Origin of the sequence: Anaeromassilibacillus senegalensis, from assembly GCF_001261775.1 — a bacterium.
GTDB lineage: Bacteria > Bacillota > Clostridia > Oscillospirales > Acutalibacteraceae > Anaeromassilibacillus > Anaeromassilibacillus senegalensis.
In genome coordinates this window covers 596,158-610,815 of the sequence record NZ_LN868536.1, presented here as the reverse complement: position 1 = coordinate 610,815, position 14,658 = coordinate 596,158, and the positions used below count along the sequence as shown (strand labels likewise).

General features: G+C 52.1%; 14 protein-coding genes. 6 read left to right on the top strand and 8 right to left on the bottom strand.

Going from position 1 to position 14,658, the window contains the following annotated elements; genetic code table 11:
- Window positions 1–52 precede the first annotated feature (52 nt).
- From BN2106_RS05035 to BN2106_RS05025, 3 genes are read left to right on the top strand one after another with little or no spacing between them, the layout of a single operon-like run.
- On the top strand, window positions 53–1,072 hold the full coding sequence (locus tag BN2106_RS05035) for a methionine ABC transporter ATP-binding protein (protein ID WP_207641696.1): 1,020 nt from the start codon (window positions 53–55) through the stop codon (window positions 1,070–1,072).
- The gene (locus tag BN2106_RS05030) at window positions 1,062–1,721 is read left to right on the top strand and encodes a methionine ABC transporter permease (protein ID WP_050697466.1); all 660 of its coding nucleotides are present in this window, start codon (window positions 1,062–1,064) and stop codon (window positions 1,719–1,721) included. The genes BN2106_RS05035 and BN2106_RS05030 overlap by 11 nt, the downstream gene beginning before the upstream one ends.
- 50 nt (window positions 1,722–1,771) lie before the next feature.
- Window positions 1,772–2,611 (top strand): MetQ/NlpA family ABC transporter substrate-binding protein, encoded by an 840-nt coding sequence (locus BN2106_RS05025; RefSeq protein ID WP_050697465.1) that lies wholly within the window; start codon window positions 1,772–1,774, stop codon window positions 2,609–2,611.
- 437 nt (window positions 2,612–3,048) lie between these two features.
- Here the strand turns inward: BN2106_RS05025 and srtB are convergent, their stop codons facing one another.
- From srtB to BN2106_RS04990, 7 genes are all read right to left on the bottom strand, one after another.
- Window positions 3,049–3,915 (bottom strand): class B sortase, encoded by an 867-nt coding sequence (gene srtB, locus BN2106_RS05020; RefSeq protein ID WP_050697464.1) that lies wholly within the window; start codon window positions 3,913–3,915, stop codon window positions 3,049–3,051.
- A gap of 32 nt (window positions 3,916–3,947) precedes the next feature.
- Window positions 3,948–5,159, bottom strand: coding sequence for an AfsR/SARP family transcriptional regulator (locus BN2106_RS05015; RefSeq protein WP_050697463.1), 1,212 nt, complete (start codon window positions 5,157–5,159; stop codon window positions 3,948–3,950).
- Window positions 5,160–5,356: 197 nt separating this feature from the next.
- Window positions 5,357–5,686 carry a branched-chain amino acid transporter permease gene (locus BN2106_RS05010; RefSeq protein ID WP_050697462.1) on the bottom strand — a complete coding sequence of 110 codons (330 nt, stop codon included), beginning with the start codon at window positions 5,684–5,686 and terminating at the stop codon, window positions 5,357–5,359.
- The gene (locus tag BN2106_RS05005) at window positions 5,680–6,414 is read right to left on the bottom strand and encodes an AzlC family ABC transporter permease (protein WP_407921737.1); all 735 of its coding nucleotides are present in this window, start codon (window positions 6,412–6,414) and stop codon (window positions 5,680–5,682) included. Before BN2106_RS05005 ends, BN2106_RS05010 begins: the two co-directional genes overlap by 7 nt.
- 12 nt (window positions 6,415–6,426) lie before the next feature.
- Window positions 6,427–7,374: a DUF2207 domain-containing protein gene (locus tag BN2106_RS05000; RefSeq protein ID WP_050697461.1), complete on the bottom strand. Its 948-nt coding sequence runs from the start codon at window positions 7,372–7,374 to the stop codon at window positions 6,427–6,429.
- Window positions 7,375–7,398: 24 nt separating this feature from the next.
- Window positions 7,399–8,724, bottom strand: coding sequence for a lipopolysaccharide biosynthesis protein (locus BN2106_RS04995; protein WP_050697460.1), 1,326 nt, complete (start codon window positions 8,722–8,724; stop codon window positions 7,399–7,401).
- A gap of 348 nt (window positions 8,725–9,072) precedes the next feature.
- Window positions 9,073–9,660, bottom strand: a complete 588-nt coding sequence (locus tag BN2106_RS04990) for an ECF transporter S component (RefSeq protein WP_050697459.1) — start codon at window positions 9,658–9,660, stop codon at window positions 9,073–9,075.
- Between the two features lie 148 nt (window positions 9,661–9,808).
- On the opposite strand from BN2106_RS04990, the gene pdxR reads away from it, so the two are divergent.
- Window positions 9,809–11,182 (top strand): MocR-like pyridoxine biosynthesis transcription factor PdxR, encoded by a 1,374-nt coding sequence (gene pdxR, locus BN2106_RS04985; protein WP_050697458.1) that lies wholly within the window; start codon window positions 9,809–9,811, stop codon window positions 11,180–11,182.
- 77 nt (window positions 11,183–11,259) lie between these two features.
- Window positions 11,260–12,477 carry a peptidase T gene (pepT, locus tag BN2106_RS04980; protein WP_050697457.1) on the top strand — a complete coding sequence of 406 codons (1,218 nt, stop codon included), beginning with the start codon at window positions 11,260–11,262 and terminating at the stop codon, window positions 12,475–12,477.
- 264 nt (window positions 12,478–12,741) lie between these two features.
- Here pepT and BN2106_RS04975 read toward each other — a convergent pair whose 3' ends face one another.
- Window positions 12,742–14,109, bottom strand: coding sequence for an aldehyde dehydrogenase (locus BN2106_RS04975; RefSeq protein WP_050697456.1), 1,368 nt, complete (start codon window positions 14,107–14,109; stop codon window positions 12,742–12,744).
- A 185-nt stretch (window positions 14,110–14,294) separates the two neighbouring features.
- Between BN2106_RS04975 and BN2106_RS04970 the strand changes: the two genes are divergently transcribed.
- On the top strand, window positions 14,295–14,654 hold the full coding sequence (locus tag BN2106_RS04970; RefSeq protein WP_050697455.1) for a BlaI/MecI/CopY family transcriptional regulator: 360 nt from the start codon (window positions 14,295–14,297) through the stop codon (window positions 14,652–14,654).
- The last annotated feature ends 4 nt before the right edge of the window (window positions 14,655–14,658 follow it).

Genomic DNA, 14,658 nt, shown 5'->3' with positions numbered 1-14,658 from the left:
AGGAACGTCCATTCTATCGACTATATATGTAAGGAAAGAGGAGGGCGCAGACGTGGTTGGAAAACCTATGATCCAAATACGGTCTCTCAGCAAAACCTTTCAAACCAAAAATGCGGAAGTGCACGCTCTGCGGAATATTGATCTCCAGATCGAAAAGGGAGATATTTTCGGCATCATCGGCATGAGCGGCGCCGGCAAGAGCACGCTGGTGCGCTGTATGAACATGCTGGAAAAGCCCACAGAAGGTTCCGTCCTCCTGGACGGTTTGGACCTTGCCAATCTGAGCGATGCTCAGCTACGGCAAGCGCGCCACTCCATCGGCATGATTTTCCAGCAGTTTAATCTGCTGATGCAGCGGACCGCAGAGGGAAATATTCGCTTCCCCCTGGAAATCTCCGGCGTGGACAAAGACACAGCAAAAAAGCGCGCAAAAGAACTGCTGGACCTGGTTGGCCTGACCGATAAAGCAAATGCCTACCCGTCCCAGCTGTCCGGCGGACAGAAGCAGCGCATCGCCATTGCGCGGGCGCTCGCCACTAATCCGAAGGTGCTGCTCTGCGACGAGGCAACCTCCGCACTGGACCCAAACACCACCTCTTCGATTCTGGCGCTGCTGAAAGATATTAACAAACGTCTGGGCATCACCATTGTCATTATTACGCATGAAATGAGCGTAATAGAAGAGATCTGCAACCGTGTGGCAATCATCAGCGACAGCCGGATTGCCGAATCCGGTAGCGTGGCAGAGATTTTTTCTCATCCGAAGACAGAGGCGGCACAGCGCCTGGTCTTCCCGGAAGGGAAGCATACGACGGATCATTTTACCGGCAGGCGTTCGGTGCGCATCGTGTTCGACGGTACCTCCTCATTCGAGCCGGTCATTGCCAACATGGTACTGGCATTCCAGTCGCCTGTGAACATTATGTTTGCAGACACCAAAAATATAGAAGGCAAGGCGTTTGGGCAAATGGTGCTCCAACTGCCGGAAAACCAGATGCTTGCGGATAAAATGATGTCCTATCTGGACAGCCGCGGCTTAACGGTGGAGGAGGTGAGCGGAAATGTGGGATGAAGCCATGCTTTGGATGCTGCTGCAGGGCATTGGTGAAACCCTGTATATGACCCTGGTGTCCACACTGTTCGCCTACGTGATCGGACTGCCGCTCGGCATCGCTCTGGTCGCATTTGCAAAGGGCGGGATCCGCCCGCATCCGGTGCTATACAAGGTATTGGACGTCATTGTAAACCTTACACGTTCCATTCCCTTTATCATCTTACTGATGGCAATTATCCCATTCACCCGCTGGGTCGTCGGCACCACGCTCGGCTCCACTGCGGCAATCGTGCCGCTGACACTCTCCGCCGCACCGTTCGTGGCCCGCCTGGTGGAAAGCTCCATTCAGGAAGTGGACGTCGGTGTCATTGAAGCCTCCCAGTCGATGGGCGCGTCCACTCTTCAGATCATCTGGAAGGTCATGCTGCCGGAGGCCCGGCCTTCCCTGATCGTCAACTGCGCGATCGCCTCTGTCACCATTCTCGGCTATACGGCTATGGCGGGCATCGTCGGCGCGGGCGGACTGGGTGACATCGCCATTCGCTTTGGCTACTACCGCTACGAGGACGAAGTGATGTTCGTCACTGTCGTGCTCATTATTGTAGTCGTGCAAATTCTGCAGGGCATTATTATGAACATCGCCAAGCATTCCGACCGGCGCAAATAAGTTTCGTTTTCATAAATGGTCTGTTTTGGACCAACGAAAGGATGATCTTCATGAAAAAAATTATCGCATTTTTATTGACAGCCATTCTCTCTGTTTCCTTATTGGCAGGATGCCAGCAGGAGGGCAATACCGCTTCCGGCGGCGCTGCCGCGGGCGGAGAAACCAAAGTGATTACCGTTGGCGCCTCCCCTGCGCCGCACGCGGAAATTTTAAAAATTGCCGGTGAAGTTCTGAAGGACCAGGGCTATGAACTGAAAATTATGGAATTCTCCGATTATGTACAGCCCAATCTGGCGCTGCAGGACGGTAATCTGGACGCCAACTACTTCCAACATAAGCCCTACCTGGACGACTTTAACGTAGAGAATCAGACCGATCTGGTTTCCATCGGGGCCATCCATTATGAGCCGTTCGGCGTATACGCAGGCAAAACCGCTTCCCTGGCGGATCTCGCAGACGGCGCGACCATCGCCGTCCCGAACGACACGACCAACGAGGCCCGTGCGCTGTTGCTCCTGCAGGACCAGGGGCTGATCAAGGTTAAGGACGACGCCGGCCTGGCCGCGACACCGAAGGATATTGCAGAGAATCCGAAGAACCTCAAATTTAAGGAAATTGAAGCGGCACAGCTGGTCCGTGCGCTTCCCGACGTCGACGTCGCCGTTATCAACGGCAACTACGCGATCGACGGCGGCTTGAAGGTCAGCGACGCGCTGGCTGTGGAAGCCAGCGATTCCGTCGCTGCAGCCACCTATGCAAACGTCGTTGCCATCCGCAAAGGGGATGAAAACCGCGAGGACCTCAAAGCACTGCTCGCAGCCCTGAAGAGCGATAAGGTGCGCCAGTATATCAACGACACCTACGAAGGCGCGGTCCTTCCGGCCGAATAAAACCTGCGCTGTGTAAAAAAGCCTGTATCACAATTGACAGAATGCATAAAAATCGGTTGAATTGATGATCCCCCCGCCTGTGGCGGGGGGATAACCCTTTTTCTTCCCAAAATTTTTTTAAAAATTTTTTTTTGGTAAAAACTCTTTTTTTTTTTTGCTGTTTTTAGGGTCCATACTTGAGGACCCCAAAGCACTGCTCGCAGCCCGGAAGAGCGATAAGGTGCGCCAGTATATCAACGACACCTACGAGGGCGCGGTCCTCCCGGCCGAATAAACCCTGCGCTGTGAAAAAAAGCCTGTATCACAATTGACAGAATGCATAAAAATCGGTTGAATTGATGTTCCCCCCGCCTGTGGCGGGGGGATCACTCTTATCCTGCCAAAATTTTATGTAAAACTTATGTTGTGATACAAGCTCTTTTTATTTTACGCTGATTTCAGGTTCCATACTTTTGTATCCAGCAGTCCGGATACACCGGATGCGGGTTATACGCCGCACGGTCCAACGCCACCGTCGGCTCCTCCCCATCGCGTACACGCCGCGCCATTACCACGGTGCGGAATTCCTCAAACTCATAGGAACAGGTGGAAAGCGTCAATATCTGGTCGTCCGTATTCACATCCACCGGAAGGCTTAACAGAGAGCGGCTTTTTGCCTGTTCCAGAAACTCCGCATACGCGCCTTCCTCTTCAAACGCCGGCTGTGTATAAAGGAAAAGCGTCCCCTGCTCTGGCAATGTATTAATCCTGAAAACAGAAAAAACTTTCCACTTCCCCGCTTTGCCCTCTATATCGAAATCTATTACCGGAGCGCTCTTGTAAAAATCCAGGTCGGTATACTTTAGAATCGATGCAAACATCTGCCCGTCCGTCATATTGTGCCCATATAAAGTAAGGTTGGACGTTTCTTCCGGCGGCGTACAGCGCGCATCCAGAAAAATGCAGCCGTATTTGGAATACTTTTGATCATATCCGCGCCGCAGATAATACTCCGGGCTTTGCAGGCTGGACTGCATCACCGGATAGTCCACCACGGTGTTGGGGATTTTGATCCACCCAATCACATCGTTGTTCTTCTCTTTCAGCGCGGCGTATCCATTTTCCTTCTGCTCCTCCGCAACCGGCAGGATGGCTTTGTCTGGCACACCAGAAGACGTTTCCGCGTGATAGTACATCTCTTGCACCGATTCAATGGCACCGCGGTTCTGGTTGGGAAGAATCAGCAGCTCATACGCTAAAAAACCTGTGGAAAGCAAAAAAACACAGAGTGCAGCGGCAAACATTATCTTACGCATCTTTCTCATCTACACGCCTCCACTCTGTATCTTATGACGGATCAGTCCTGACGCAAACTGACCACCTGTTCCGTCAGGTGAATTTCTTTCCTGCGGTACCTGCTTTCAAAAACGGAATGAATACGCTCCGAAATGACCTGTGCGTTATCTTTGCTGGTAACCGCCAATCCCAGAATAAATTGGGATGGACTGAATCTTGCGACAATGTCGTTTCTGCGCAAGGTATCCAGAATACAATCTTTTAGAATTTCCATCACATTCTTTAACTTTTCCAGCGGCGGGCACTCCTCGTTTTTGTCAACCACAGTGAGCAAAACCAGAATTTCTTCCTGACCGCTGCGTTCCTGCATGCGCATTTGGACACGGCAAATCTCCCGGAATACAGGGAATTCACAAAAGAACGCCCGATTCCCGTCGCCATCCGATTTTAACAGCTCTCGTTTGATTTCAAACAAATCCGTTTCCACACTATGGATTCCTTTTAAAATCTCCTCGTACACCATACGGATGGAATTGGAGAGCCCAACGCCCAGTTCCCGGTTAAACGATTCCGCCATACTCTCGTAATGCACCAACGCTTTTGCGTTTTGATCCGTGCTGACATAGGCTTTCAGCAAAACGCGGTGAATATCCTCCTGAAACGGGCAATGTTGAATCGCCTGCTCACAGACCGGAATAATCAGATTGTACTGCTCCGTCTCGTTATACAGACGGCACAACCGCAGAACACAATTGACATAAAGACTTTCATAATAGCCGCGCTTTGAAAAGATCCACTCTTCCTCCGCCAGATTGGGAAGAAATTCTCCACGGTAGAGGGAAATAGCCTGCGCATAGCGCGCGATGCGGCTTTCTAATGTTTCGGAATCATCACGACTGTTATTCGACAGAAGCACCATCGTGTCCGTATCCAGCTCGCAGGGGATATCTGTATTCCAAGCATACGCACCTTGCGCATACCGGATATACTCCGTGTCCTCATCGCCGTTCAAATCCTCCAGCAGCATTCTCGCGCGGTACACCAGATTCTTTAATGAATTTGCCGGGTCAATGCACTCGTCGCCATTGCGCCACAAAAGCTCAATCAATTGATTCTGCGAAAGATATTTACCGCGCTCCGTCAGTAAAATACCGATCAACAGCCATATTTTCTTAGAACGGTTTCCCTTTTTGACAATCTCGCTGTCTCCCCGGTGAATCGAGAATTCTCCCAACATGCGGATATATAGTTTTTCATGATCCTGTCGTTCCATAGCCCTCACCTTTCTTTGTCCCATATCCCTCAGCTGGAATCTCCGCCTGCTCTTTTTAGCAGACACACGGGTATATTTGCCTTATTTTATCACAGACGACTTAAAACATCAATTCAAACCGCAGAATTATCAGTTTTATCTCAAATTTTCTATAAATTTCAGGGATTCTGTTATTTTCTTTCCGGACTTCACTGGCGTTAGAAAACAAACTGAATCAGAACCATATAAAGAACCGTGCCGGCGCCAATGCTCAACAGCGTATTTTTCTTCCAGACATGCAATGCCACTACTGCGGCCACTGCAATCAGCTCCGGCAATCCGAACGGCCACGCCTGCACCGACACACCTTTGAGGCAGTATACAACCAGCATTGCGACAATTGCATATGGCAAAACCCGTCCCAGGTACAGAACCCATGCGGGCTTCTCCGATTTTCCGGGGAAAAGTGCAAACGGCAGCAACCTTGTTAAAAAAGTGACGACCGCAATTACAACAATCACCAGGAAAGTTTCCTGTGCGCTCAGCAAATCGGTTCCTCCTCTTCTTTGCAGTCCAACTTCTTACGAAAGCCAATTAAAAACACCGTCATTCCAATCATCGACGGCAATATAAAATTAGATGGCCCAAAGAAGAGCAGGCACACAACAGAACACGCCAATCCCGCGAGCGCGGGAATATGGCTTTTTGCCTCACGCCATTGATTGACAAAAATGACAACGAACAGAGCGGTCATCGCAAAGTCGATCCCCTGCGTGTTAAAGGAAAACGTCGCGCCCAGCAATCCGCCGGCAACGGAACCGATCACCCAGTACGCCTGATTGAATAAAGAGATAAAAAACAGAAACCAGTTTCGGTCCACGCCTTCCGGCGGTTGTGCGGAACACAGCAGAGAAAACGTCTCGTCCGTCAGGGAAAAAATCATGTACGGCTTTTTGCGCCCCATATCCTGAAATTTTTCCAGCATGGAAATCCCGTAAAAGATATGGCGTATGTTGACCATCAGCGTCATAAAAGCGACCTGTATCAGTTGGACGCCGGGAACCAGCAGGCTGACCGCCACGAACTGCATGGACCCGGCGTAGACCAGAAAACTCATCAGAGCAGCCCAGCCGAACCCATACCCTTTGCTTTCCAGCAAGATGCCGAATGCCGCCCCCAAAAACAGGTATCCTACCATCACGGGGACGGTACAGGGAAGCGCCGCGCGGCATGCTGTTTTCAGTACGCCTTTTTGTTTTATTTCTCCCGCTCGCAATGCGGCCCCTCCTTACGCATGTTTCTTCTTACGATGGGAAAAGAAGATAATCAGAGCCGCGCCAACCAGCAGCACAGCCGGAACCGCGGTCTGGATGACCCGATCCTTTTTCGCTTCCCGCGCCGCGTTGGCCGGATCTTTGTCGGGATCGTTTTCTTCCGTCAGGATTTCGCGATATGCATCCTGGCCCGTTTTGTATTCTGCCGCCGCAGTGGGAAACAAATAAAGCGGGGCTGTCACGCGCAGGGCAATCGGATGGTGCTCCGGGACCTCTTCAATCCGCATGCTCACCAGTTCTCCACTCTCAATGATGATCTCTGCATTTTCCTGGTCGTGCGTCCAGGCCTTGACCTCCTTGCGCTCCGCACCGTACGGCAGGATCACGTAACCGGTAAAAAGCTTCGCGTCATAGGGAATGTCGTCGCCAATCATTTCCCAATTGAACTCCATAATGTCGTTGTGGAACTGCACAGCGCCTTTTACCGTGTAAAGAACCTTAATCGTTGTAGTAGCATTCCAGTTTTCAAAATAAACGGACAGATCATAACCAGAATCTGACTCCTCCATCATATACTCGCGTTCTTTGCGCACCACATCGTCGATGTCGTATTTACGTTCCAATGTCTGGCTGCCCATCTTGACGCTGATATTGGAAACCTCATAGTCGTCCGACTTTTTAATTGTTCGGTCAAACTGCGTCATCTTCTGATAATTCTTACAGGAAAACGTCCAGTACTCCGTGATGTTCACCGTGCCGTCCGGCAGAAGCTCCGCCTCCACCTTTTCCGACTGGCAGGTAAAGCCCTCAATGGCCCATTCCATCGCCATCTTTTGGTTGTTCAATATCTTTTCTCCCAGCGCCTTGAGCTCGTCCGACACCTCTTCGTCCTCGGCAAATGCAACCGCCGTACAGGACAGCGCCACAAGCAGCGCCAACAGCAGGGAAAGGATTTTTTTCATCTTTTCTATCTCCTTCAGCATTGGTTATTTTTTGAAGATCTGTGCAACCGTGCGGATTTCCTCTCCATTGGGAATCAGCAGCCGGTAAAACGGCGTCCTGGTAAATACACAGAAGATGATCATGGAGGTCAGCCCCTGCACCGTCAGGGAGGCCGAAGTAGCCAGCGCAATGCCGTTGACGCCCATCAGGGGAATCAAATAGAGCACCAGCGCCAGGTTGACAATGATGCCGACAATCGTCGGCAGGATATTCAGTTCCGGTTTTCCATATGCAGCGATGGAGTTTGCCAACACCTTTGCATAGCAGATAAAAATAGAACCGATGATTAAATACCGCAGCGGCGCGATGGCGTCCACGTATTTTGGGAACACAATTGGCACAAAAATCTGCGCGACAACGACCAACAGCACCGCGCACACAATGGTAATATAGGTGACCACTTTACAGGACATCAGCGTCAGGCGGACCTTGTCCTCTTTTTCACGCATTGCCGCAATGCGGCTCATGATGACCTGACTGACCGCATCCGGCAGCAGCCATACCTGCTGCATCATGGTGACGGCGGCGTTGTAGATACCAAACGTGGAAAGCGAATACACCGCGTTGACAATATAGGAACCCAAATAGGAATTGATATACGTCATCACATTGGACACATGGGATTTTAAGCTGTATCGGAACATCGCACTGGTCTGCACCGGCAGGTCGTCCTCCGGCGCGGGGGCTAGCTCTTTGCCGTTCCAACGGATAATGCTGTAGATAGCGAATGCGATCATCAGAATCTGAATACCAATCATCGATGTGACGAGCAGCCACGCACTGGGGAATACCAACATGGAAAACATAAACGCCGTCAACAAAACCTTTTGCAGCAGATTGATCGTATTAAACGATTTAAACTTATTTTCCCCGCGCAGAATTGCCAGGCAGACGTTCAGCAGGAAAGAAAACAATCCGTAAATGACTGCCGCCCAGCAATAAAACGCCGTACTGCCGGGAAAAAAGATTTCCTTCATAAACACGACAGCCGCTGTGCCTGCCACCAAAATCAGTACGGACATCGCAATGGTCAGCTTGCGTATGGCTGAAACCGTATTTTTAATCTTAAAACGGGAAACAAAATAAATCATGGCGGCATTGATGCTGAAGCCAAACAGCGTAAATAATCCGTTGCCAACCAACTGCACCTGATTATATTGCCCCTTTACGCCGGGGTCCAGAACGCCCAAAACAAAAAAGGCCGAGATGATAGAGAGCAGGGAGCCAATCGCGTTTGTGCCAAACGTGTTGATGCTGTCCCTTACAATATCACTACGAACCTTTTTCGGCTTTTTTTCCGTGTCCTTCATCTTATAAATGCTCCTATCCCGGGGCAATGCCCGCATAAGCTTTCTAAAACCATAAAATTTATTATACCATAAAAAGGCGAAATCTCCAGTACAACGGTACAATGTTTGCGCAGGCGTCAAAATCTCTGATTTTGCTAACGCCGTGCGGTTATTATCACACAAAGAGGCGCAGCCTCTACCAAAACGATACTATGTCTCTCAGCCGTCGGAAGCTCTGCTTCCGCTAACGGCGTGAGGTCATTATAGCATCCCGGCGCAATGTTTCACAAGGGATTTTCTGGATTTCTTCTTCTTTTACGCAAAAACGCGCCCCACGGCGAACCGTGGAGCGCGTTTTCCTCTTTCTTTTTAGCTGTGGCGCAATCTGCCGCCAACGGGAAGGTGTGCGCGGTCCAGCGCCTTCCGAATCGCGAAGAAGAACGGCACCGCAATCACATCGGCTATAATTGCATTGGTCAGCGTCGCACCGAGCTTTGTCGTCATAGCGATCAACGCCGCCTCCGGTGCGGAACCCAGTAAAATCAGCTTAAGCGCAGAGTAACCGAGGTACAATACACAATATACCAGCGAACCGCTGACGGCGCCGGTGATCACGCGGGAAACCTTCTGCGCGGTTTTATCCCCACCCCAGGCAATCAGGCCGCACACAAATGCCATCATAAATTTAAACAACAGCGTGGTGGGCGCACTATCCGCCCAGCCGCCGATCAGGTCAAAAATACAGGAGCCGATTCCCGCCGCCAAGCCGCCGTAAACCGGGCCGAGCAGCAAACCCGCCAGGATGCAGAACACATTGGCAAAGCCGATCATGGTTTTATCCGGTCCGACCGGAATCTGCACCTTGAAAAACATCGTTGCCACCAGCACCAGCGCCGCCATCAGACCGGTCAGCGCCAAGTTGACCGTGGTTCCGCGTTTGTTTCCATTAAAATTCATAAAGCAAATCCCCCTCTGGAATGTTTTGGCAACCGCTGCCGCCGCTTGCGTTTGCCCTTCATTGTGTACTATAATACCTCTGAACTGTTCATTTAGAAATGCACAGTTTATAAAAATATGATCAAGACAGTTTAAAGGAGGATGCTCCATGACATACGATTATCTGACGTTGAACCCCAACTCCGGAACACCGCTCTACCAGCAGCTGTATGCTTCCATCCGACAGTCGATTGAAAACGGGCACTTTCCCAAGGGCGAAAAGCTGCCGTCCATCCGCAAGCTCTCCGAAGATTTGCACCTGAGCCGTACCACCGTGGAGGCGGCATATCAGCAGCTCTGTGTGGAGGGCTACGTTAAAACCCGCCCGCAGAGCGGCTTTTTTGTTGCCACTGGAACGGTTTCCCTCCCTCGCACCGCAAGTTCCGCATTTTCGATTTCCGCTCCCAGTGCCGTCCCGCAGTACCAGTATCAATTCGGCACGGATTCCGTGGACAGCAGCTGCACAGACATCAAAATCTGGCGGCGGCATATCCGCGACGTCCTGAACCGGCAGGAGGTTATTGCCTCCTACGGCGACCCGCAGGGAGAACCGGCTCTGCGCGCCGCGCTCTCCGCCTACAGCTTCGGCGTGCGCGGCGTAACAGCCAAACCGGAACAGATTGTCGTGGGCGCGGGGACGCAGCCGCTCTTATATTTGCTGTGCGGCCTGTTAAAAGAAAAGCGCGTCGCGATTGACGAGCGCGGATTCCCGCAGGCGGAGCGCGTCTTTGCGGACTGCGGGTTTCAAGTCCTGCGCCTGCCGGCGGACGGAGACGGTATTCGCACGGATACACTGGAGCAAAGCGGTGTGAAGGCCGTACTGGTGCGCCCCTCCCACAGCGTCCAAAACGGCACCGCCATGCCGATGAGCCGCCGGTATGCCCTGCTGGAATGGGCCAAGGCAAATAACGCCGTCATCCTTGAAGATGATTATAACGGTGAACTTCGCTATAATGCCCGTCCAATCCCTGCCATGCAGGGCATCGGAGACGGCGGAAACGTCATCTACCTCGGCTCCTTTTCCAAACTGCTGCTGCCCTCTGTCCGTATCGGCTATACAGCCCTCCCGCCCGCTTTTCTTGCGGATTACCGGGAACGTGCCAAAGATTACAACCAGACGGCGTCCAAAATCGAACAGCTGGCTTTGAGCGGCTACGTACAAAGCGGCCAGCTGGAACGGCACCTCCGCCGCCTGCGCAAGCTCTATGCCGCCAAAAGCGAAACTTTGATCCGCGCCGTTAAACAGGCCTTTGGGAAAAAATGTACGATCTTTCTGCGGGAAACTGCACTCTGCCTGGTTGTTTCTCTGCCTTGCCGCGCCTCTTCTGAAGCACTCTGCCAAGCGGCGCAGGAACAGGGCGTCCGCGTCCTGCCCGCCAAAGAAGCGGGCAGTGTCACGCTCGGCTTTGCAGGCATTCCGCTGGAGGAAATTCAACCGGCTGTGGAGCTTTTAAAAACCGCCTGGGCCCCTCTGCTTTCATAAATCCTCCATTGTACTTTGCCTCAATTTGTCGTATGATGGAAGAAAGAATCTCTTTGATAGGAAAGGAAGTTGACACCATGAGAGCTTACGAACGGCTGTTGAAATACGTTGCGTACCACACCACCTCCGACGATAACGCGCCGGAGGACAAATGCCCCACCACGGACCGGCAGAGACTGCTGGGCCAGGCGCTGGCAGAAGAACTGCGCGCCTTGGGGCTGACCAACGCGCATATGGACGATTACGGCTATGTCTACGGCACACTCCCGGCCAACTGTGAAACGAATCGCCCTGTTCTGGGTCTGATTGCCCATATGGATACCTCTCCCGCCGCAAGCGGAGAAAATGTCCGGCCACGCATTGTGGAACAATATGACGGCGGCGATATTGTTTTGAACGCGGAAAAGAACGTCGTTATGCGGCCCAAAGAATTTCCCAGCCTGCTCGACTACAAGGGCCAGGACCTGATTGTCACAGACGGTACTACGCTGCTGGGCGGCGACGACAAAGCGGGCATTGCAGAAATATTCACCGCTCTGGAACGTCTGATCCAGGAGAACATCCCGCACGGAACCATCAAGGTCGGCATTACGCCGGACGAGGAAACCGGGCGGGGCGCGGACCATTTTGACGTCAAGAGATTCGGCGCGGATTACGCCTATACAGTAGACGGAGGCAAACTGGGTGAAATCGAGTATGAAAATTTCAACGCCGCGGACGCAAAGGTCACGGTCAACGGCGTCAGCGTGCATCCCGGCGATTCCAAAATGAAGATGAAAAACGCCATCCTGATGGCGATGGAATTTCACTCCATGCTTCCGGTCTTTGAAAATCCGGCGTTCACAGAGGGCTATGAGGGCTTCAGCCATTTGGAAGGCATTCAGGGGCACGAAGAGCAGACCAGCCTGCATTACATCATCCGCGACCATGACCGTGAAAAATTTGAGCAGAAAAAAGCCCGGTTCCAAAAGATTGCCGATTACCTGAACGACAAATACGGCGCCGATACAATCGTCCTGAAAATGGTGGACTCGTATTACAATATGAAGGAACAGATTGAGCCGCATATTTTCCTGATTCGGGATGCGGAGCAGGCAATGCGCGAGGCGGGCGTGGACCCGCTGGTCGTTCCCATCCGCGGCGGCACAGACGGCGCACGCCTCTCTTACATGGGCCTTCCCTGCCCCAATCTCTCCACGGGCGGACACAACTTCCACGGCCGGTTTGAGTATATCCCCGTACAGAGCATGGACTCCATGGTGGAAGTACTCCTCAATCTTGTGCGGATGAAATAAGCGCCTTTGAGCCTATAAAAATAAAACACGCACAACCCGCTCTGGTCTCATTTTGTTTTTATTAAATGCATTCCTCTCACGATACATTGGTTTCCAGACCGCGGCGCGGATGGGAGGGCATTGCTGAACTGCGGCGCACGCGAAAAAAGGCTCTGTCACATTTTTCCAACTACAACAAAGCAGGCTTATTCCCCTCGCCTTTCGCGGGGAGAATAAGCCTGCATTTTTGTGTGATCACGTATTTTGACCCAGACGCCTGATTGTTTATCGAAGCAACAGGCGCACAAGTTTCTTTTTATATGGTTCAGCCGGGAAATACCGCACCGGAACCTCCAGACGGCTCGGACGCTTTAAAACGCTTTTATAGTGGCTGAACGCGTCAAAACTGTATTTGCCGTGATAAGCGCCCATGCCGCTGTTCCCCACGCCGCCGAAGCTCAGGTGCGGAGAGGCCAGATGCACTACCGTATCGTTGACGCAGCCCCCGCCAAAGGAAACCTCCCGCATAACCCGGCGCTCGACGGAGCGGTCCGTTGTAAACAGGTACAGCGCCAGCGGCTTTTCCCGCCCCTGTACAAACCGAATCGCTTCCTCCAGGTTGGTATAGGTCAGAACAGGCAGAATCGGCCCGAAGATTTCCTCTTGCATCACAGGAGATTCCGGGGAAACCGCTCCTAAGAGCGTGGGCGCGATGCGATCCACCCCATTGTCTTCCCCGCCCGCCAGGATCGTCTGCTTCTCCAAAAGCCCCTTCAAACGAAGAAAGTGCTTCTCATTGATGATTTTAGGGTAATCCGGGTTTTCCAGCGGTACAGATCCGTAAAACAGGCGGATAAACTGCTTCATATAGGCCACCAGCTGGTTCTTCACATCGCGGTGCACCAGCAGGTAATCCGGCGCGACGCAGGTCTGTCCGGCATTGAGAAATTTACCAAATACAATGCGCTTTGCCGCCGTTTTCACATTGGCCGTCCGGTCCACGATGCAGGGGCTTTTTCCTCCCAGCTCCAGTGTGACCGGCGTCAGATGCTTTGCCGCGCGTTCCATCACCAAGCGGCCGACCGTTACGCCGCCGGTAAAGAAGATTTTGTCAAACCGTTGATCCAACAGCGCCTCGTTCTCTTCCCGTCCGCCCTGTACGACCGCCACATAGCTCTGTGGGAAACAGGCCCGAAGCAGTATTTCCAGCACCTTCGCCGTATGCGGCGCATAGGCGGAGGGTTTGAGTACCACGGTATTTCCCGCCGCAAGTGCGCCAATCAGCGGCTCCATGCTGAGCAGGAATGGATAGTTCCATGGCGCCATTACCAGCGCCACGCCGTATGGCTCCGCAAAGCGAAAGCTCTTTGCAGGCATCTGCGCCAGCGGCGTGGGAACCGGCTGGACTTTGGCCCATTTTTCCAAATGTGCCATTGCATAACGAAGTTCGCTGAGAACCAGCCCCACTTCCGTCATATAGCTTTCAAAATCGGATTTATTCAGATCCGCACGCAGTGCGCGGCAAATCTGCCGTTCCCGCACAGCGATTTCATTGTATAGTTTATTGAGTGCCACCAGGCGGAACGCAACCTGCCTGGTTCTTCCTTCCTCAAAAAAAGCGCGCTGGCGGCTGACCAGTTCCCATACCTCCATTTTCATACCTCCCTGCCCGTCCGTTTTTCTCCTATTATAGAAGCTGGATTTTGGGAGCGCAAGCAAATTTTGTAGGATGCAAAAATATTCTGTACCATTTTATGAAAACCGCTTGACATCCGTGTTCTATCGCAGTAGAATGCATATAGATTCTATTGCAATAGAACAGAAAGGACGGAATAAATATGGAAGTAAAATTATTTGACTCGGAACGCCGCGTCATGGAATGCCTGTGGGACGCGGGCGATCTCTCCGCAAAAGAGCTGGCCGCCCGTTTGGGGGCACAGGTCGGATGGAGCAAAACGACTACGTATACCGTCATCAAAAAATGTATCGATAAAAACGCCGTGCAGCGGATCGATCCCGGGTTCCTCTGCCATGCGTTGGTCAGCCGGGAGGATGTCCGCGAGCAGGAGACCAACGAGCTGATCCAGCGCAACTACGGCGGTTCCGCCGACCTGCTGGTCGCCTCCCTGCTGGGGCGCAAAAAACTCTCCTCCAATGAAATTTCCAACTTAAAAAAATTGATTGAGGAATGGGAGTGATGGA

What these genes read in the sequence shown, in the direction of transcription:
- BN2106_RS05030 (WP_050697466.1), top strand. Translation starts at nt 1,062, where the DNA reads ATGTGGGATGAAGCCATGCTTTGGATGCTGCTGCAGGGCATTGGTGAA.
- BN2106_RS05025 (WP_050697465.1), top strand. Translation starts at nt 1,772, where the DNA reads ATGAAAAAAATTATCGCATTTTTATTGACAGCCATTCTCTCTGTTTCC.
- srtB (WP_050697464.1), bottom strand. Translation starts at nt 3,915, where the DNA reads ATGAGAAAGATGCGTAAGATAATGTTTGCCGCTGCACTCTGTGTTTTT.
- BN2106_RS05015 (WP_050697463.1), bottom strand. Translation starts at nt 5,159, where the DNA reads ATGGAACGACAGGATCATGAAAAACTATATATCCGCATGTTGGGAGAA.
- BN2106_RS05000 (WP_050697461.1), bottom strand. Translation starts at nt 7,374, where the DNA reads ATGAAAAAAATCCTTTCCCTGCTGTTGGCGCTGCTTGTGGCGCTGTCC.
- BN2106_RS04995 (WP_050697460.1), bottom strand. Translation starts at nt 8,724, where the DNA reads ATGAAGGACACGGAAAAAAAGCCGAAAAAGGTTCGTAGTGATATTGTA.
- BN2106_RS04990 (WP_050697459.1), bottom strand. Translation starts at nt 9,660, where the DNA reads ATGAATTTTAATGGAAACAAACGCGGAACCACGGTCAACTTGGCGCTG.
- pdxR (WP_050697458.1), top strand. Translation starts at nt 9,809, where the DNA reads ATGACATACGATTATCTGACGTTGAACCCCAACTCCGGAACACCGCTC.
- pepT (WP_050697457.1), top strand. Translation starts at nt 11,260, where the DNA reads ATGAGAGCTTACGAACGGCTGTTGAAATACGTTGCGTACCACACCACC.
- BN2106_RS04975 (WP_050697456.1), bottom strand. Translation starts at nt 14,109, where the DNA reads ATGGAGGTATGGGAACTGGTCAGCCGCCAGCGCGCTTTTTTTGAGGAA.
- BN2106_RS04970 (WP_050697455.1), top strand. Translation starts at nt 14,295, where the DNA reads ATGGAAGTAAAATTATTTGACTCGGAACGCCGCGTCATGGAATGCCTG.